The organism is Tsukamurella asaccharolytica, from assembly GCF_007858435.1.
Classification (GTDB): Bacteria; Actinomycetota; Actinomycetes; order Mycobacteriales; family Mycobacteriaceae; genus Tsukamurella; species Tsukamurella asaccharolytica.
This window is the reverse complement of sequence record NZ_VIGW01000004.1, coordinates 47,517-64,702: the sequence shown is the minus strand read 5'-3', so window position 1 is coordinate 64,702 and position 17,186 is coordinate 47,517. Positions and strand designations below refer to the sequence as shown.

The following is a 17,186-nucleotide window of genomic DNA, read 5'->3' as shown; positions in this document are numbered from 1 at the left end:
TACGAACTCAGGCCAGGCCCGCGAGACGATACAGCACGAGCGAACCGGCAACCGCGACGTTGAGACTCGCGCCCCGTTCGATCATCGGGATCTCGTCGAAGGCCTCGTCGAGCAGGTGCAGGGTGTCGCTGGCCCGCACACGGTGCATGCTGTAGCGGTGACCGAACTGCCGATGTTCCCGCTCGGGGCCGTGCTCCTCCCCGGTGAGGAGCTGCCGCTGCGCGTCTTCGAGCCGCGGTACCGGCAGATGGTGGAGCAGTGCCTGGCGACCGACGGCCGGTTCGGCGTGGTCCTCATCGAGCGCGGGAGCGAGGTGGGCGGCGGAGACGTGCGCACGGACGTCGGGACCGTGGCGCTCATCGACCGGTACGTGCGCCGCCCGGGCGGCGGGTTCACCCTGATCTGTGGGGGCACGGACCGAGTCCGAGTCACGCGGTGGCTGCCCGACGATCCCTACCCCCGCGCCGAGGCGGATCTGTGGCCGGACGAGGTGCAGCCCGCCGTCGACCTGGTCCCCCTGCTGAGCAAGCGCGGCGAGATCGAGAGGCTGGCAGCGCGACTCGCCCGCAGTGAGGGCGGGAAGCCGCGCGCGTGGCCGAAGCTGACGCTCCCGGAGAACCCGGTGGAGCGCAGCTACTACCTCGCCCGCGCGCTGCCGCTGGCCGACGCCGACCGGCAGCGTGCTCTCGCCGCGCCGGGCCCGGCGGATCGGGTACGGGTGCTCACCGAGGCGCTGGACGACGTGGTCGCGACCCTGCGGTTCCGCCTGCAGTAGAACTCCCGCGCACCACGACGACCCACACCGTCCTACAGGACGTCCCGCACGGCGCCCCGTTGGTGCGGTGGAGCTACAGCATGCATGAAACGCAATTCTCCACCTCAGTACCCTGCAACGCCATCTGGCGCAGGCGGATGTAGTAGAGGGTCTTGATTCCCTTGCGCCAGGCGTAGATCTGCGCGCGGTTCACGTCGCGCGTGGTGGCGGTGTCCTTGAAGAACAGCGTCAGCGACAGGCCCTGATCCACGTGCTGCGTGGCGGCGGCGTAGGTGTCGATGATCTTCTCGTAGCCGATCTCGTACGCGTCCTGGTAGTACTCCAGGTTGTCGTTGTCCATGTACGGCGCCGGGTAGTACACGCGGCCGATCTTGCCCTCCTTGCGGATCTCGATCTTCGCCGCGACGGGGTGGATCGAGCTCGTGGAGTGGTTGATGTAGCTGATCGACCCGGTGGGCGGCACCGCCTGCAGGTTCTGGTTGTACAGGCCGTGCGCCTGCACGTCGGCTTTGAGCTCGCGCCAATCGTGCTGGGTGGGCACGTGGATCTCGGCGTCGGCGAAGAGCTGCGCGACCTTGTCGGTGGCCGGCTTCCACTCCTGCTCGGTGTACTTGTCGAAGAACTCGCCCGAGGCGTACTTGCTGTTCTCGAAGCCGCCGAAGGACTGGCCGCGCTCCCGCGCGATGCGGTTCGACGCGCGGATCGCATGGAACAGCACGGTGTAGAAGTAGATGTTCGTGAAGTCGACGCCCTCGTCGGAGCCGTAGAACACCCGCTCGCGGGCCAGGTAGCCGTGCAGGTTCATCTGGCCCAGGCCGATGGCGTGGGAGAGCTTGTTCCCGTACTCGATCGACGGCACGGAGCTGATGTCGGTCTGGTCCGAGACGGCGGTGAGGCCGCGGATCGCGGTCTCGATGGTGGCGCCGAAGTCAGGGCTGTCCATCGTCTTCGCGATGTTCAGCGAGCCCAGGTTGCAGGAGATGTCCTTGCCGACCTCGGCGTACGACAGGTCGTCGTTGTAGGTCGACGGGGTGGAGACCTGCAGGATCTCGCTGCACAGGTTGGAGTGCGTGATCTTGCCCGCGATCGGGTTCGCCCGGTTCACCGTGTCCTCGTACATGATGTACGGGTAGCCGGACTCGAACTGCAGCTCGGCGAGGGTCTGGAAGAACTCGCGGGCGTTGATCTTGGTCTTGCGGATCCGCGAGTCGTCGACCATCTCGTGGTACTTCTCCGAGACGTTGACGTCCGCGAAGGGCACGCCGTACACCCGCTCCACGTCGTACGGGGAGAACAGGTACATGTCGTCGTTGTTCTTGGCGAGCTCGAACGTGATGTCCGGGATCACGACGCCCAGCGAGAGGGTCTTGATGCGGATCTTCTCGTCCGCGTTCTCGCGCTTGGTGTCGAGGAAGCGGTAGATGTCCGGGTGGTGCGCGTGCAGGTACACGGCGCCCGCCCCCTGCCGCGCGCCCAACTGGTTGGCGTAGCTGAACGAGTCCTCGAGCAGCTTCATGATCGGGATGACGCCCGAGCTCTGATTCTCGATCTTCTTGATCGGCGCGCCGTGCTCGCGGATGTTCGACAGCAGCAGCGCGACGCCGCCACCGCGCTTGGACAGCTGCAGTGCCGAGTTGATCGAGCGGCCGATCGACTCCATGTTGTCCTCGATGCGGAGCAGGAAGCAGGAGACGGGCTCGCCGCGCTGCTTCTTGCCCGAGTTGAGGAAGGTGGGGGTCGCGGGCTGGAACCGGCCGGCGATGATCTCGTCCACCAGGTTGACGGCGAGCTTCTCGTCGCCGTCGGCGAGGGTCAGCGCGACCATGCAGACGCGGTCCTCGAAGCGCTCCAGGTAGCGCTTGCCGTCGAAGGTCTTCAGCGTGTAGCTGGTGTAGTACTTGAACGCGCCCAGGAAGGTGGGGAACCGGAACTTCTTGGCGTAGGCGGCGTCGAACAGGCCCCTGACGAACTCGCGGCTGTACTTGTCCAGCACCTCGGGCTCGTAGTAGTTCTCCTCGACGAGGTAGTCCAGCTTCTCGTCCAGGTCGTGGAAGAAGACCGTGTTCTGGTTGACGTGCTGCAGGAAGTACTGCCGCGCCGCCTCCCGGTCCTTGTCGAACTGGATGCGGCCGTCCTTGTCGTACAGGTTCAGCATCGCGTTCAGCGCGTGGAAGTCGAGCTCACCGTGACCGGGGCCCGCATGGACACCCGACTGGCTCGCGGACGGGACGAGGTCTTCCTGAATTGCGGTCATGAGCGCGCGCTTTCCTTGAGATCGTTGCGGGTGAAGAAGTCGACGAGACCGGTGCGGACGCGCTCGACGTCCTCAGTGGTGCCCATCAGCTCGAAGCGGTACAGGTACGGGACCCGGCATTTGCGGGAGATGATGTTCCCCGCGTAGCAGAACTCTTCGCCGAAGTTCGTGTTCCCCGCCGCGACGACGCCGCGGAGCAGGGAGCGGTTGTGCTGGTCGTTGAGGAACCGGATCACCTGCTTGGGGACGTATCCCCCGCCGGAGACGGCGGTGGCCTGCTTTCCCCCGCCGTAGGTGGGCGTGATCAGTACGAAGGGCTCGTCGACCGAGAACGGTTCCGCGACTCGCGCCACCGGGATGCGCAGGGCGCGCATCCCGAGCTTCTCGACGAATCGGTGCGTGTTCTCCGACACCGACGAGAAGTAGACGACGAGCGGCGAGACCATTCGCTACGCCGTGGCGGCGACGGCGGCGAGCGCCTTGACCCGGTCCGGGCGGAAGCCCGACCAGTGCGCATCACCGGCGACGACGACGGGAGCCTGCAGGTAGCCGAGCGCCATGACGTAGTCGCGCGCATCGGAATCCTCGGTGATGTCCACCACGCGGTACTCGAGGCCGGCCTTGTCGAGCGCCTTGTACGTTGCGTTGCACTGCACGCACGCGGGCTTGGTGTAGACGGTGATCGCGACCTGGCTCATGGACGGCTCCCCTTCGCTGAACGGTCCCGAAACTGCTCGGAACCCGATTATCGACCTGCGGACTGACAAGTTTTCTCGCCACGTTTACCTGCGTGAACTCGGCCGGACAGCGGACCCCTCAGCGACGCCCTCATACCTCCCGGGCGACCTCTCGGCCCGCCCGCTCTCGCAGTGGACTGAACACTACACCTAGTGGTGGCCCCGAGGAAGCGACACAACCACTTGCGAACCACATTCGTGGAATTACCAGCTCGCAAGACGTCCGTCCGGGCGTTTTTCATCGTGAATCCCCAGGACACGCCGAGGATCGGCGACACGCCGAACCGACACGCCCGGCACCGTCGGACACCCGCCCGCGACGCCCGTGCGGGCGGGTCGGGCCGCCTTACCGGACCGGCGCTACGAGCCGCTCGAGGAGATCACCCGCGCGCTGCGCGACGACCTCGTGCTCCCGCACCGACTTGCCGTCCAGGCCGGAGATGGGGAACTCCTCGACGAGCCCCTCGGGCACCTCGCCGCCGGCGATGGTGACGGCGCGCTCGACGTCGGCCAGGGTGGTGTCCAGGCGGTGCCCCACCCCCGCGAGGGCGACCCGCTTGCCCGACAGCGCGCTCGCCCCGTAGGGCCGCGAGCCCCAGTCGATGACGTTCTTGAGCACGGCGCTCACGGTGCCGTTGTTCGGCGGCGCGAGCAGCAGCAGGGCGTCCGCGGCGGCGATCCGGTCGCGGAGCGCCGCGGCGGTCGCCGGCGCGGCATCGCCGTCGATGTCCTCGTTGTAGAAGGGCACGTCCGCGATACCCTCGGCGATCTCGACCCGCACCCCGTCGGGCGCGTTCGCGACGGCGACCTCGGCCAGTTCACGATTGAGCGAGCTGCTGCGCAGCGATCCGACGACGGCGAGCACGGTGATGTCCGACATAGTCCTCAGTTCTCCTGACGTTCTGTGCGCGGCCCCACCGGACCGCGTTCGTCGACGGTAACGGACTTCGGTCCGTATTTCTTCCCCGGGATCATGGTGAGCCGAAAACCCGCACGGTAGGCTCCATCCGATGACCGGACCACTCCTGCCCCTCGCGCAGTCGCAGAGCGAGCCGCGCCGTGACGCGGCCCGCAACCGCGAGCTGCTGATCGACGCGGCGCAGCGGCTGTTCGCCGAGCACGGCGTCGACGCGGTGAGCATGGACGCGGTGGCCCAGGCGGCGGGCGTGGGCAAGGGCACTGTCTTCCGCCGCTTCGGCTCGCGTGCCGGCCTGCTGCAGGCCCTCCTCGATCACGACGAGACCGAGCTGCAGCACCGCTTCATGTTCGGCCCGCCTCCGCTCGGCCCGGGCGGCGACCCCGTGCATCGGCTCACCGAGTACGGAAAGGCCCGGATGCAGCTCATCGAGCGCCACGGCGATCTGCTCCGGGGTGCGGAGCAGGCGGCCCGTGACCCGTACGACGCCCCGCCCTGGCGGGTGTCGACGATGACCGTGCGCGCGATGCTGGTCGAGGCGGGTCGCGCGGCGCAGGCAGACGTGTGGGCGGCCGCGCTGATGGCGACGCTCAGCCCCGCGTGGGTGCTCCACCAGCTCGCCTCCGGCGTCTCGCAGGGCGAGCTCGAGGCGGTGTGGACGGAGCACGTCCGCCTAGTGACCGCGCTCTGAGATCTTCGCCAGGTACGCGAACCGGTCGTTGGCCACGCGCATCGCGATCTCGTAGGGCAGCGCGAACTTCCTCTTCCAGAAGTAGCCGAAGCGCGTGTCGAACGAGGTGTACACGATGAACCTGTTGTGCAGCACCCCGTCGATGATCGCCTGCGCGGCCTTCTCCGCAGTGACCTTCGGGAAGCCGTCGATCCCCTTGTTCACCTTGGGATTCGACCGATCCACCCCGTTGATCTCGACGGTCTTCACCAGGCCGGTCTCCACGGCCCCCGGCACGACCACCGACACCCCGATGCCGTGCCGACGCAAGTCGTAGCGGAGCACCTCCGAGACGCCGACGAGGCCGAACTTCGCGGCCGAGTAGGCGGCGTGCCACGGCAGCGCGATCAGGCCGGCGGTGGACGAGACGTTCACCAGCTGGCCGCCGCGGCCCGCCGCGATCATCGGCGGGAGGAAGGTCTCGATCACGTGGATCGGCCCCATGAGATTGACGTCGACGGTCTTGCGCCACTGCTCGTGGGTGAGGTTCTCGACGGTGCCCCACACGGCGATGCCCGCGACGTTCATCACCACGTCGAGCGGCCCCACGGCCGCGTGCACCTCGTCGGCGAAGGCCCGCACCGCGTCGTAGTCGGACACGTCGAAGGCCCTGGACGCGAGAACTTTCGCGCCCAGGGCCGTGACGTGGCGAGTGACGGCGTCGAGCTGTTCGGCGTTGATGTCGGTCAACACCAGCTCTGCGTCGTGCGCCGCGAGGAGATTCGCGGTAGCGCGGCCGATCCCGCTGGCGGCGCCGGTGACGAGGACCTTCTTCCCCTTCAGGTCCTTGATCGGCGGGGCCATGTGGACGAGCCGGACGATATCGCGAAGTGCCATATCTACCAGCTTGCCAGATCGGGCCGCGCTACCGCTTTCCGCCGGGGCGTGACGTCCCCGACGGAAGTCGGTGCGGAGTGATCCCTACTTCGGCAGCAGCGCGCCGGCGCTGAGGATCGCCTTGAGGATCTCCTGCGCGGCGGCAGGACCCTGCGCGGACTGCAGGGAGTTGAAGGCCTGCGGGCTGGAGATCAGCGCGTTGACGAGCTGCGACCCCTGCGAGCTGGAGAGGAACTCCGCCGCCTTGGGCCCCATCTCGAACAGTGAGTTCACGCCGAGCGGCTGGGCCTGGCCGGGAATGGTGATCGTCGGGAGCTGCGGCAGCGCCAGCTGCCCCAGGCCCGGGATGTTCACCGAGGTGCCCTGCGGCGCGGTCGCCGCGGGAGCGACGGCCTGCGGCGCCGTGGCGGCGGGCGCGGTCGCACCGCCCTGCAGCAGGGGCACGCCCGGGACGATCGGGGAGGTACCCGTGCCGGTGGTCGGGGTGACGGGCGCGGCCGCAGCGGGGGCGCCCGGCACGGCCGGGACGATCGGGGTCTGCGCCGGCGCCACCGGGGCGGTGGCGGCCGGAGCCGTCGCGGCAGGAGCCGTCGCGGCAGGGGCAGTGGCGGCAGGGGCAGTGGCGGCCGGAGCCGTCGCAGCGGGAGCGGGGGCGGCGGGGGTCACCGGCACCGCGGGATCGACCTGCGGAGCGACGGGCTGCGCCACGACGGGCTGCTCGACGACGCCGCCGGGCGTGACCTTGCCGGTCAGCTGCTGGATGACCCCGTTGGTCAGCACGGAGGCGTACTGGGTCTGCCCCTCGCGGGAGGTGAGCAGCGCCGCATCCTCGGCGTTCGCCAGGTTGCCGAGGTTCGCGTAGACGAGCGGGATGTTCACCAACGACGCCAGGGCGTTGGCGGTCTTCGCGATGCCGTCCTGGCCACCGAGGTACTGGGCCGGCACGAAGCCGCCGGCGCGGGTCGCGTCGCGGATCACGGTGGTCGCGGGGTCGCTGACCGCCTGCTGCGCCGTCACCTTGGAGTCGGTCGCGCCCGGGGCGGCCGTCTCGAGCAGGAAGCCACGCTGCGCCGCGTCCTGGATCGCGCTGTTGATGCTGACCGCGAGGTCGGCGCCGGACTTGTTGGCGGCAGCGGCGCGCTGATCGACGCAACCGCCGAAGCCGGCGTCGTCGGCGCGGGACAGGATGACCTTCGCGCCCTGGGTCTTGAGCGCCGCCTCGACCATCTTGGCCACGGCGAAGTTCACGGAGTGATCGGCGGTGCCGTTGGAGGCGATCGCCACGGGGTTGACGCAGGGCACCTGGCCGCCGCGACCATCGGCCACCTTGCGAGCCTGCTCGACGGCCGACGCGACGGAGGAGCCGGCGTCGAGGAACACGGTCTTGCCGGACAGCGGCTGGGCCGGGGCGGCGGGGGCGGGATCGGCGAACGCGAGGCCGGGCGCGCTGAACAGCGCGACGGCCGCCGCTGCGAGCGAGCCGGCGAGGACACGGGTCTTCTTCATGGGCAGCTGGGCGCCGGGGAAGTGGCGCCGCTCTCCTTCCAAGTCTCTTGTGCAACTTTCGTCACTTCAGTCACACGAGAAACAGTCAACCATCAATTGAGACTTTAGGAAAATCTCATGATCGATCGTTACCGGATCGTTATCTACCGCGCGGCTCGCTCAGTCTTCGAGGATCCACGAATCAGATTGCGCGGCAGCGGAGTACCGCAGCAGGGACAGCACCGCCTGCGGATCCGCGGGAGCGTCCGGGTCCGCCGAGCAGCCCTCGACCCTCGTCCGGACGGCCTCCTCGTCGAGCCCGATACCGAGGAAGACGAGCACCGAGGCCGCGCCGTCCCGGCGTCCGCGCTCCGGCGCCGTCCGCACGTGCCGCCCGACGGCGTGCACCTCGAGCCGGGTGCCGTCCGCCGCGGTGACGAAGCCCTTCGTCCGGTACACGCCTCGCGGCGGATCGGCGAGCAGATCGGCGGTCGCGCGGGCATCCAGCCGCCCGGTCTCGACGGTGACTGCGGCGTAGTCGTCGTGGAGGTGGCCGTGCGGTCCCGTGTGGTCGTGGTCGTGCTCGCGCAGCGCCTCGTCGAGAGTGAGCTGGCGCGGGGAGTCCCGCCGCTGCGCGGCGCGCCGCGCCAGTACGTCCGCGTCGATGAGCAGTTCCACCGGCACGGCGGCGTCGACGGTCCCGATCACCGGGGTGGACGGCGCGTGCGCGCGCACCAGCTCCCGCGCGGCCCCGGGGTCGGCGGCGAGGTCGATCTTGTTGAGCACGACCAGGTCGGCGAGGGCGAGGTGGTGTCGCAGGGAGGGGTGCCGTTCCATGGTGCCGACGAGGTGCGCCGCATCGGCGACGTACACGAGTCCGCCGTAATCGATCCGCGGATCCTGCGCGAGTACCACGCGCCGCACCATCGCCGCCGGTTCGGCGAGCCCGGAGGCCTCGACCACCACGAGGTCGAGATCGCGGGCCGCGGGCGCACCGAGGACGTCCTCGAGTTCGTCGTCGTCGACGGTGCAGCACACGCAGCCGTTGCTCAGCGAGACGGTGCGCACCGCCCCTCCCCCGGACGCACCGGAGACGAGCATCGCGTCGATGTTCACCGCACCGAAGTCGTTGACCACGACGCCGATGCGGGCGTCACCGGCTCCGGACAGGAGGTGGTTGAGCAGCGTCGACTTGCCCGCCCCGAGGTACCCCGCGACCACCACCACGGGCACGGGTCGAACGCTCACGGAGCCACCGCCGGGGCGCAGTCCTCGCACAGCACCGCCAGCTCCCGGTCCTGCGGGGGCGCGAGGTTGGCGACGTTGGAGGTCGGCGCGCCGCACTCCGCGCACCGGCCGATCCGCGTGGTCGCGTCGGAGAAGTCGAGGTGCATGCGGCGGTCGAAGACGTACATCGAGCCCTCCCAGAGCCCGCGGTCGCCGAACCGTTCGCCGTACCGGGCGATCCCGCCGTCGAGCTGGTAGACCTCACCGAAGCCGCGGCGACGCATCACCGCGCTGAGCACCTCGCAACGCACACCGCCGGTGCAGTAGGTGATCACCGGGCGGTCCTTGAGGTGGTCGTACTCCCCCGCGTCGAGCAGGGCGACGAAGTCGCGGGTCGTCTTCGCCGGGGTGACCACAGCGCCGGCGAACCGGCCGATCTCGGCCTCGATGGCGTTGCGACCGTCGAAGAAGACGGCGTCGGGCTTCTCGTCGAGCAGTGCGTGCACCGCGTCGGGGCTCAGACGCACTCCGCCGCCGCGGACGCCGTCCCCGTCGACCTCCACCTCGTCGGGGACGCCGAAGGTGACGATCTCGTCGCGAACCTTGACCGAGAGCTTCGGGAAGTCCTCGGCGGAGCCGTCGGACCACTTCACGTCCGCGTCCTTGAAGGCCGCGTACTCCCGCAGGGCGCGGACGTACCGTTTGACCGCGCGGATCTCGCCGCCGACGGTGGCGTTGATCCCGTGGCGCGACACGATGATCCGGCCGCGGAGGCCGTTCGCCTCACACAGCGCCCGCTGCCACAGCCGGATCGCCTCCGGATCGGCCAGCGGGGCGAACACGTAGAACAGTACGACCTTGCCCATGACGCCCACCATTCTATCGAGGGGCGTATCCCTCCGGGGGACCTCGGGCGCCCGGCCGGCGTCCCGAGCACGACGTGCGCGGAGCGGATTGCGTCCGCGCTGAACGCAACCCTGGCCCCGTCGCTGCCGATCGGGTGAGGTGGACGGACCACGCACGCGACGCACCCGGAGGCAGCCATGACCGCAACGCTCGAGCCCACGACCACCGCGCCCGAGATCAGCGTGACCAAGCTGGGCGAACACATCGGAGCGATCGTGCACGGCGTGCGCCTCGGCGGCGACATCGACGACGCGACCGCGGACGCGATCCTCGACCTGCTCGCCGAGCACGAGGTGATCTTCTTCCGCGACCAGCACCACCTCGACGACGCCGGCCAGCACGCCTTCGCCGGGCGCCTGGGCGTGCAGACCACCCCGCACCCGACGGTCCGCTCGGACTCGGACCTGCTACCCATCGAGGGCGCGGCGAACAGCTGGCACACCGACGTCTCCTTCGTCGACCGTGTGCCCAAGGCCTCGATCCTGCGGCCCATCGAGCTGCCCCCGCACGGCGGGAACACCGCCTGGGCCTCCACGACCCAGGCCTACGACCGACTGCCGGCGCCGCTGAAGGCGCTCGCCGAGAACCTCCGCGCGATCCACACCAACGACTACGACTACGCCGGGCACAACGCCACCTACCAGCGCGCCGAGTACCACCGCGAGTTCGTGCGGAACATCTTCGAGTCCGAGCACCCCGTGGTGCGCGTGCATCCGGAGACCGGCCGGCGCTCGCTCCTGCTCGGGCACTTCGTGAAGTCCTTCGCCGGCCTGAGCACGCAGGACTCGGCACCGATCCTGGCGCTGCTCCAGCGACGGATCGAGAACCCCGACAACACCGTCCGCTGGTCGTGGCAGCTCGGCGACGTCGCGATCTGGGACAACCGCTCGACCCAGCACTTCGGCATCAACGACTACGGCGACAACAAGCGCCTGCTGCGCCGCGTGACGCTCGCCGGCGACCTGCCCGTCGGCGTCGACGGCCGCGAGGGCGTGGCGCTCAAGGGCGACGCCTCGGACTACTCGCCCGTGACCCCCTCGCGCTCGCGCGGCTGACCGAGGTCAGGCGCGGTACTCCCAGCCGGCGGCGACCCAGTCGGCGGACGGCATGCAGTTGCGGCCGTCGAGCAGCACGGGGTTGCGCACCACCGCGCCGACGACGGCGGGGTCCAACTCGCGGAACTGGGCCCACTCGGTGAGGACCAGCACCACATCGGCGCCCGCGCACGCCTCGAGCGCCGTGGTGGCGTAGTCGAGCGTCGGGAAGACGCGGCGCGAGTTGTCCATGGCCTCGGGGTCGTAGACCGAGACCGCAGCGCCCTGCAGCTGGATCTGGCCGGCGATGTTGAGCGCCGGCGAGTCACGCACATCGTCGGAATCCGGCTTGAACGCAGCGCCCAGCACGGCCACCTTGGCGCCGAGCAGCGAGCCTCCGCAGGCCTCGCGGGCCAGATCCACCATCCGGGTGCGGCGGCTCATGTTGATCGCGTCGACCTCGCGGAGCAGCCCGTGCATGTGGCCTGCGCCGAGTTCACCCGAGCGCGCCATGAACGCGCGGATGTCCTTGGGCAGGCAACCGCCGCCGAAGCCGATGCCCGCGCCGAGGAACTTCCGGCCGATGCGGGAGTCGACGCCGATCGCGTCGGCGAGGGCGACGACGTCGGCGCCCGCGGCCTCGCACACCTCGGCGACGGCGTTGATGAAGGAGATCTTCGTGGCCAGGAAGGCGTTCGCGGAGATCTTCACCAACTCGGCGGTCGCGGTGTCGGTGACGAAGAACGGGGTGTCACGGGCCAGGATCTCCGCGTAGACCTCGCGGGCGACCTCCTCGGCGCGGCCACCGGGCTCGACGCCGAGGACGAGGCGGTCGGGCTCGAGGGTGTCCTTGACGGCGTGGCCCTCGCGGAGGAACTCGGGGTTCCAGGCGAACTCGACGGCCACGCCGTCCGGCACCAGTTCGGCGGCGCGGGCGCGGAGCAGGTCGGTGGTGCCGACGGGGACCGTCGACTTGCCCAGGATCACGGCGTCGCGGCGCAGATGCGGCACGAGCGAATCGATCACGGAGTTCACGTACGTCAGGTCCGCCGCGAACTCGCCCTTGCGCTGCGGTGTGCCGACGGCGATGAAGTGCACGTCGCCGAACGCGCCGGCCTCCTCGTAGGAGTCGGTGAAGCGCAGGCGGCCCGCGTCGATGTTGCGCTTGAGCACTGCGGGGAGGCCCGGCTCGTGGAAGGGCACCTTGCCCTCCGACAGCGCGGCGATCTTGCTGAGGTTGACGTCGACACCGAGCACGTCGTGGCCCAGCTCCGCCATGCACGCCGCGTGCGTGGCTCCCAGGTACCCCGTACCCAGCACTGTGATCTTCATGTGCCGAAGGTAGGTCGGCGCAGGGTGGACACGGAAGGCTCGCGCGCCGGAGTTGGGCAAGGGTTACGCGGAGATTCACGAGCGGGCCCGCCGCGATCCCCCGCGTTCGCCTCGGAGTGGCCTCCGATTCGCCTCGGCGTTACTGCGTCGGGTCGGCGGCGCGCGGCTCCCGGCCCTCGCGGCCCTTGAGGATGCGCTTCGGCAGCCGGTTGACCAGGTCACTCATCGGGTTGACGGCGGCGGTCATCAGCGCGACGGCCTCGTTGAGCTCGGCGACGACGTCGGGAAGCTGGGAGACGGCGTCCAGCGTGCCGCCTGGGGCGATGGCGCGTTCGATGGCGCCCTCCTGGCCGAGGAGCTGGTCGACGATGCCGCCGTCGGCGATCGCCCGGTCGATGACCCCGTTGGGCTCGGTGAGTTTGTCGATGAGGCCGTCCTGGCCGGTGAGCTTGTCGAGGACGCCGTCCTTGGCAGCCAGCTTGTCGAGCACGCCGCCCTTCTCCGTGAGCTTGTCCAGCACGCCGTCCTTGGACATCAGCTTCTCGAGCACACCGTCGGGCGCGGTGAGCTTGTCGATCACGCCGCCCTCAGAGGTGAGGCGCTCGAGCACGCCCTCGGACTCCGTGATCTGGTCGACGACGCCGCCGGGGCGGGTCAGCCGGTCCAGGGGGCCGCCCTCGGTGGTCAGGCGGGTGACGGGGCTGTCCTCCTTGGTGGCCTGGTCCAGGAGACCGCCGGGGGCGGTGAGCTTCTCCAGCATGCCGCCGGGCTCGGTGAGCCGGTCGACGACGCCGCCGGGCTTGAGCACCCGGTCGAGCGGACCGCCGCGCGAGAGGATGATGCCGACGGGGCGGTCCGGCTCGAGCAGGGAAGCCAGGCGCTGCAGCAGCTGCATCGGCGTGGCGGAGGACATGCCCGCCTCGACGTGGAGGGCGTTGCTCACCTCCGCATCGACGTTCTGCACGGCGAATCGGGTGACGGCGACGCCGCCCTCGATCGCCGACATCGCGGCGTCCGCGGTCGAGAAGGCGACGCGCAGCGGTGTGGTGACGATGCCCTTGAGGTCCATAGCCGCCCATCGTAGGGCGCGATGAGAGGATCTGAGGTGAATCCACTCGTTGGCCGGGAATCCACGATCGCCGACGCTCACCGAGACCGCACCGCACTCCCATCCGCACCCGTCTGCCATGATCTGCTCGTGACCGAGCGCTCCGTCCTCGCCGACCCCGTCAACTCCTCACTCTCCGGCCCGCACACGCGATTCCGCTTGTCCGCGGGCCGGATTCAGAGGTACCACCCCGACGTCTCCGTGTTCTACGGCCACCCGCGCGAGCTCACCGAGGAGGACTACGCCGACGTCGCCCGCCTGACCGGACCGGACCGGATCGCCTCGCTCCGCGACCGGGCGGCGCCGCTCCCCGCCGGGTGGTCCGTGGTCGAGACGATCGGGCTCGTGCAGTACGACGGCAGCGCCGTGGAGACCGCGCCCGAGCCCGAGGCCGTCCGCCTCACCGCCGCCGACGTGCCCGAGATGACGGCCCTCGTCGAGCGGACCAAGCCCGGGCCGTTCCTGCCGCGCACCATCGAGCTGGGCACCTACCTCGGCATCCGCGGCGCCGACGGGGCCCTCGTCGCGATGGCCGGTGAGCGCATGCACCCACAGGGTTGGACCGAGATCAGCGCGGTGTGCACCGCTCCCGAGGCACGCGGGCGGGGGCTGGCCTCCCGGCTGATCCGGGCCGTCGCCCACGGCATCCGCGAGCGCGGCGACCTCCCGTTCCTGCACACGTCGGACGACAACCCGGCGCAGAAGCTCTACGACGCGATGGGCTTCCACCACACGAGAACGGTGCCGCTCGAGATCGTGCACGTCGGCGCGATCCGGTGAGCGATCCACGTATCGGCCGGCGCGGCCTGCTCGCGCTGGTCGCCGCCGGCGCGCTCGGCGCCATGACGGGCTGCGCCCCCGAGACGACCGCCGCCCCGCAGGAGGAGGCGAGCTCGGGCGCACCGTCGACGGTTCCCCGGATCTTCGGCCCGCCGCCGCCGGGAGTGACGCGCACGCCCATTCCCGCGGCGCCGATCACCCGCCTCCCCGGGCCCGGCAGGCACCTCGCGCTGACGGTCGACGACGGCGCCGACGCCGACGTCGTGGGCGCGTATGCGCGGTTCGCCCACGACACCGGCGCACGCCTGACCTTCTTCGTGACCGGGAGTTACGACGGATGGACCGCGCACCGGGACACCCTGCGCCCACTCGTCGACTCGGGTCAGGTCCAGCTCGGCAATCACACCTGGAGCCATCCGGCGTTGACCTCCCTCTCCTCGCGAGGCGTGGCGAACGAGCTGAAGCGCACGAAGGACTTCCTGTGGCAGACGTTCGGCGTCGACGGCACGCCGTACTACCGCCCACCGTTCGGCTACCGCAACGCCGCGGTGGACGCCGCGGCGGCAGATCTCGGCTACACCGTCCCCACGATGTGGCAGGGCTCCCTCTCGGACTCCGGCCTGATCACCGAGCAGTACCTCCTCGACTGCGCGCGCAAGTACCTCCGGGAACAGGCCATCGTGATCGGGCACGCGAATCATCCGCCCGTGACGCGCGTCTACGGGCAGCTCACCGAGATCATTCGGTCCCGGAACCTGCAGCTCGTGACACTCAACGACGTCCTCGAGGCGCCGCGGAGGTGAAAGCTCGGGCCGCGACCGGCAGCGCGCCGAGGCCGACGGTCCGCCTGCGAGCAGCCGCGGCCCGAAATTGATAGGATGATTCGGCTGCGAACGACGTCGCAGCGACAGCTCCGTGTATCTACCTGGTAGGGCCTCCGGGCATCCAAGGCGGCACGTCGACACGATGCGGCTCGCGCCGCGGAAAGGCCCCACGACGGTGACCGCCACCATGCCCCCCGAGACGTCCCACCGGAATTCCTCCTCCGCACCGACTCTGCTGTCGGTCGCGGGGCGCAGTTACTTCCCCATCGCCTTCGTCGCGCGGCTCCCCTTCGCCATGATGGTGGTCGGCGTGCTCACCCTGGTGGTCGCCGGCCGCGACTCGCTCGCCTTCGGCGGCCTGAGCTCGGCGATGGTCGGCATCGGCTCCGCCGCCGTCGGCCCGCTCGTCGGCGCCGCCGCGGACCGGTTCGGCCAGCGCCGGGCGGTGCTCGCGGCGGGCATCGTGAACAGCCTTGCGCTGCTGCTCATGACGTGGGTCGTCTTCAGCCCGCTCCCCGGCTGGGCGGTGCTCGCGTCGGCGGCGCTGGTCGGCGCGAGCGCCCCGCAGGTCGGGCCGATGTCGCGCAGCCGCCTGGTCACGATGGTCACCACGAAGCTCCCCGAGGGGCGTCGGGTACGGACGCTGCTGTCCGTCATGGCCTACGAATCCGCCGCCGACGAGGTGATCTTCGTCTTCGGCCCGGTGATCGTCGGTCTGCTCGCGACGACGATGTCGCCCGCGGCGCCGATGATCGGCGCCGCAGTGCTGACCGCGATGTTCGTCTCCGCGTTCGCCCTGCACCGCACCGGGCGCGCCGCGGAGCAGAACGCCGACGGCGCGGTCGTCCAGGCGCCGGCGCGGGAGCTCGCCACCCCCTTGCTGTTCACCGTGATCGTCGGCGTCTTCGGCATGGGCCTGTTCTTCGGCTCCACCCTGACCGGCCTGACGGCCTTCATGCGCGACGCGGGCAACGCCGCCTCCGCCGGGTTGTTCTACGGCGTCTTGGGCGTCGGCTCCGCAGCGCTCGCCCTGGGCTCGGCGCTGCTGCCGGAGAAGTTCAGCATCGCGGCGCGGTGGGTGAGCTTCGCGACGGTGCTCGTCCTCGGCGCGGTGCTCATCGCCGCCGCGCCGTCGCTGCCGCTCCTCGTGGCCGGCCTCGCGGTCGCCGGCATCGGGGTGGGCCCGACCCTCGTGACCGAGTTCAGCCTCGGCGCCGAACGCAGCCCGGTGGGCCGCTCCGCCACCGTGATGACGATCCTCGGCAGCAGCCTGATCCTCGGCCAGTCCCTGGCTTCGGCCGTGAACGGCGCGCTGGCGGAGAGCGTCGGCACCGCCGCGGCGCAGTTCGCGCCACTGATCGCCGCCCTCGTCGTGCTGGGCGCGGGCGTGGCGAACGCGGTGCTCGTCCGCCGTCAGCCCGCGGCGTAGCTACGCTCCGGGGCATGACCACGACGAGCGCCGGACTCCTGCTCTTCCGCCGCACCGACGGCGCGGTCGAGGTGCTGCTGGGGCACATGGGCGGCCCGTTCTGGAGCCGCAAGGACGCGCACGCCTGGTCGATCCCCAAGGGCCTGTACACCGACGAGGAGCCCCTGGCCGCCGCCGAGCGCGAGTTCGCGGAGGAGCTGGGCTCCCCCGCCCCGCCCGGCCCGACGGTGCCCCTGGGCTCCGTCCGGCAGTCGGGCGGCAAGACGGTGACCGTCTACGCCCGCGAGGGCGATCTCGACGCGACGGCGATCCGTTCCAACGAGTTCGCGCTGGAGTGGCCGCGCGGCTCGGGCCGGATGCAGACCTTCCCGGAGATCGACCGGGCCGGCTGGTTCACCCCCGAGGAGGCCGCGGAGAAGCTGGTGAAGGCGCAGTCGGCGTTCCTCGACCGGCTGCGGGAGCACCTGTCCGGAGCGTGAGCACGGCGACGCCCAGCGCACAGGCGAGCGAGGCCCGGCGGCGGCGTGTGCCAGGGCCGGGGCGTCAGTTCCGGTAGTCCTCCACCGTCGTCGCCGAACGGACGGCGGCGTCGTCCGGATTCTCGCCGAACTCGCGTCGCGCGCGACGCTGGCGCAGCAGGTCCCAGGCCTGGTCGAGCTGCGTCTCGAGCGCTTGGAGCCGCGCGTGCTCCTCGCTCGCGCTGATCTCGCCCGCGCCGAGCTTGTCTCGCAGCGCGTGCTCCTCCGCGATGAGGGCGTCGATCCGGGTGTGCAGTGCATCGTCGGTCATGACTCGATCCTGCCACCGATACG

19 protein-coding genes are annotated in these 17,186 nt (G+C 70.4%); 7 read left to right on the top strand and 12 right to left on the bottom strand.

From position 1 onward, the window contains the following. Positions 1-7: 7 nt before the first annotated feature. A complete protein-coding gene (locus tag FK529_RS20710; protein ID WP_269432088.1) occupies positions 8-139 on the bottom strand; it encodes an RNA methyltransferase in 132 nt (43 codons plus the stop codon). Positions 140-157: 18 nt separating this feature from the next. On the opposite strand from FK529_RS20710, the gene FK529_RS09425 reads away from it, so the two are divergent. Next, positions 158-775, top strand: coding sequence for an LON peptidase substrate-binding domain-containing protein (locus FK529_RS09425; protein WP_146560736.1), 618 nt, complete (start codon positions 158-160; stop codon positions 773-775). 73 nt (positions 776-848) lie between these two features. On the opposite strand, the gene nrdE is transcribed toward FK529_RS09425, so the two are convergent. The 4 genes from nrdE to FK529_RS09405 form a co-directional block, all read right to left on the bottom strand. Next, complete coding sequence (gene nrdE / locus FK529_RS09420; protein ID WP_146560735.1) at positions 849-3,029, bottom strand: class 1b ribonucleoside-diphosphate reductase subunit alpha; 2,181 nt, start codon at positions 3,027-3,029, stop codon at positions 849-851. Beyond that, a complete protein-coding gene (gene nrdI / locus FK529_RS09415; RefSeq protein ID WP_146560734.1) occupies positions 3,026-3,475 on the bottom strand; it encodes a class Ib ribonucleoside-diphosphate reductase assembly flavoprotein NrdI in 450 nt (149 codons plus the stop codon). Before nrdI ends, nrdE begins: the two co-directional genes overlap by 4 nt. A gap of 3 nt (positions 3,476-3,478) precedes the next feature. Next, on the bottom strand, positions 3,479-3,727 hold the full coding sequence (gene nrdH, locus FK529_RS09410; RefSeq protein WP_146560733.1) for a glutaredoxin-like protein NrdH: 249 nt from the start codon (positions 3,725-3,727) through the stop codon (positions 3,479-3,481). 385 nt (positions 3,728-4,112) lie between these two features. Next, positions 4,113-4,646, bottom strand: coding sequence for an NAD(P)H-dependent oxidoreductase (locus tag FK529_RS09405; protein ID WP_146560732.1), 534 nt, complete (start codon positions 4,644-4,646; stop codon positions 4,113-4,115). A gap of 130 nt (positions 4,647-4,776) precedes the next feature. Between FK529_RS09405 and FK529_RS09400 the strand changes: the two genes are divergently transcribed. Next, positions 4,777-5,373 carry a TetR/AcrR family transcriptional regulator gene (locus FK529_RS09400; protein ID WP_146560731.1) on the top strand — a complete coding sequence of 199 codons (597 nt, stop codon included), beginning with the start codon at positions 4,777-4,779 and terminating at the stop codon, positions 5,371-5,373. On the opposite strand, the gene FK529_RS09395 is transcribed toward FK529_RS09400, so the two are convergent. The 4 genes from FK529_RS09395 to trhO all read right to left on the bottom strand — a co-directional run bounded on the left by FK529_RS09395 (position 5,356) and on the right by trhO (position 9,827). Next, positions 5,356-6,249, bottom strand: a complete 894-nt coding sequence (locus FK529_RS09395) for an SDR family oxidoreductase (protein WP_146560730.1) — start codon at positions 6,247-6,249, stop codon at positions 5,356-5,358. The two genes, FK529_RS09400 and FK529_RS09395, sit on opposite strands and share 18 nt — an antisense overlap. Before the next feature lie 84 nt (positions 6,250-6,333). Continuing rightward, positions 6,334-7,755, bottom strand: coding sequence for an N-acetylmuramoyl-L-alanine amidase family protein (locus tag FK529_RS09390; protein ID WP_146560729.1), 1,422 nt, complete (start codon positions 7,753-7,755; stop codon positions 6,334-6,336). Positions 7,756-7,914: 159 nt separating this feature from the next. Further along, a complete protein-coding gene (locus FK529_RS09385; RefSeq protein ID WP_146560728.1) occupies positions 7,915-8,982 on the bottom strand; it encodes a CobW family GTP-binding protein in 1,068 nt (355 codons plus the stop codon). Beyond that, positions 8,979-9,827, bottom strand: a complete 849-nt coding sequence (gene trhO / locus FK529_RS09380; protein WP_146560727.1) for an oxygen-dependent tRNA uridine(34) hydroxylase TrhO — start codon at positions 9,825-9,827, stop codon at positions 8,979-8,981. The genes FK529_RS09385 and trhO overlap by 4 nt, the downstream gene beginning before the upstream one ends. A 177-nt stretch (positions 9,828-10,004) precedes the next feature. Here trhO and FK529_RS09375 point away from each other — a divergent pair, with 177 nt between their 5' ends. Beyond that, positions 10,005-10,922, top strand: a complete 918-nt coding sequence (locus FK529_RS09375) for a TauD/TfdA dioxygenase family protein (protein ID WP_146560726.1) — start codon at positions 10,005-10,007, stop codon at positions 10,920-10,922. Between the two features lie 6 nt (positions 10,923-10,928). Here the strand turns inward: FK529_RS09375 and FK529_RS09370 are convergent, their stop codons facing one another. Together FK529_RS09370 and FK529_RS09365 are read right to left on the bottom strand one after the other, a co-directional pair. Continuing rightward, a complete protein-coding gene (locus FK529_RS09370) occupies positions 10,929-12,233 on the bottom strand; it encodes a UDP-glucose dehydrogenase family protein (protein WP_146560725.1) in 1,305 nt (434 codons plus the stop codon). A 139-nt stretch (positions 12,234-12,372) separates the two neighbouring features. Continuing rightward, on the bottom strand, positions 12,373-13,302 hold the full coding sequence (locus tag FK529_RS09365; RefSeq protein WP_146560724.1) for a hypothetical protein: 930 nt from the start codon (positions 13,300-13,302) through the stop codon (positions 12,373-12,375). 129 nt (positions 13,303-13,431) lie between these two features. On the opposite strand from FK529_RS09365, the gene FK529_RS09360 reads away from it, so the two are divergent. The 4 genes from FK529_RS09360 to FK529_RS09345 all read left to right on the top strand — a co-directional run bounded on the left by FK529_RS09360 (position 13,432) and on the right by FK529_RS09345 (position 16,853). Further along, entirely contained in the window at positions 13,432-14,121 is a 690-nt protein-coding gene (locus FK529_RS09360; protein WP_231703019.1) for a GNAT family N-acetyltransferase, read from the top strand. A 62-nt stretch (positions 14,122-14,183) separates the two neighbouring features. After that, positions 14,184-14,924 carry a polysaccharide deacetylase family protein gene (locus tag FK529_RS09355; protein WP_146561030.1) on the top strand — a complete coding sequence of 247 codons (741 nt, stop codon included), beginning with the start codon at positions 14,184-14,186 and terminating at the stop codon, positions 14,922-14,924. Positions 14,925-15,132: 208 nt separating this feature from the next. Beyond that, complete coding sequence (locus FK529_RS09350; protein WP_146560722.1) at positions 15,133-16,374, top strand: MFS transporter; 1,242 nt, start codon at positions 15,133-15,135, stop codon at positions 16,372-16,374. 14 nt (positions 16,375-16,388) lie between these two features. Continuing rightward, positions 16,389-16,853, top strand: a complete 465-nt coding sequence (locus tag FK529_RS09345) for an NUDIX hydrolase (RefSeq protein WP_146560721.1) — start codon at positions 16,389-16,391, stop codon at positions 16,851-16,853. Positions 16,854-16,917: 64 nt separating this feature from the next. Here the strand turns inward: FK529_RS09345 and FK529_RS09340 are convergent, their stop codons facing one another. Continuing rightward, complete coding sequence (locus tag FK529_RS09340) at positions 16,918-17,163, bottom strand: DUF2630 family protein (protein WP_146560720.1); 246 nt, start codon at positions 17,161-17,163, stop codon at positions 16,918-16,920. Positions 17,164-17,186: the final 23 nt, after the last annotated feature.

Excerpts from the sequence above, each read along its gene's own strand:
- FK529_RS09370 (WP_146560725.1), bottom strand. The coding sequence starts at position 12,233 with ATGAAGATCACAGTGCTGGGTACGGGGTACCTGGGAGCCACGCACGCG.
- FK529_RS09350 (WP_146560722.1), top strand. The coding sequence starts at position 15,133 with ATGCCCCCCGAGACGTCCCACCGGAATTCCTCCTCCGCACCGACTCTG.
- nrdE (WP_146560735.1), bottom strand. The coding sequence starts at position 3,029 with ATGACCGCAATTCAGGAAGACCTCGTCCCGTCCGCGAGCCAGTCGGGT.
- nrdI (WP_146560734.1), bottom strand. The coding sequence starts at position 3,475 with ATGGTCTCGCCGCTCGTCGTCTACTTCTCGTCGGTGTCGGAGAACACG.
- FK529_RS09345 (WP_146560721.1), top strand. The coding sequence starts at position 16,389 with ATGACCACGACGAGCGCCGGACTCCTGCTCTTCCGCCGCACCGACGGC.
- FK529_RS09375 (WP_146560726.1), top strand. The coding sequence starts at position 10,005 with ATGACCGCAACGCTCGAGCCCACGACCACCGCGCCCGAGATCAGCGTG.
- FK529_RS09400 (WP_146560731.1), top strand. The coding sequence starts at position 4,777 with ATGACCGGACCACTCCTGCCCCTCGCGCAGTCGCAGAGCGAGCCGCGC.
- FK529_RS09390 (WP_146560729.1), bottom strand. The coding sequence starts at position 7,755 with ATGAAGAAGACCCGTGTCCTCGCCGGCTCGCTCGCAGCGGCGGCCGTC.
- FK529_RS09340 (WP_146560720.1), bottom strand. The coding sequence starts at position 17,163 with ATGACCGACGATGCACTGCACACCCGGATCGACGCCCTCATCGCGGAG.
- FK529_RS09395 (WP_146560730.1), bottom strand. The coding sequence starts at position 6,249 with ATGGCACTTCGCGATATCGTCCGGCTCGTCCACATGGCCCCGCCGATC.
- trhO (WP_146560727.1), bottom strand. The coding sequence starts at position 9,827 with ATGGGCAAGGTCGTACTGTTCTACGTGTTCGCCCCGCTGGCCGATCCG.
- FK529_RS09355 (WP_146561030.1), top strand. The coding sequence starts at position 14,184 with ATGACGGGCTGCGCCCCCGAGACGACCGCCGCCCCGCAGGAGGAGGCG.
- nrdH (WP_146560733.1), bottom strand. The coding sequence starts at position 3,727 with ATGAGCCAGGTCGCGATCACCGTCTACACCAAGCCCGCGTGCGTGCAG.
- FK529_RS09365 (WP_146560724.1), bottom strand. The coding sequence starts at position 13,302 with ATGGACCTCAAGGGCATCGTCACCACACCGCTGCGCGTCGCCTTCTCG.
- FK529_RS09405 (WP_146560732.1), bottom strand. The coding sequence starts at position 4,646 with ATGTCGGACATCACCGTGCTCGCCGTCGTCGGATCGCTGCGCAGCAGC.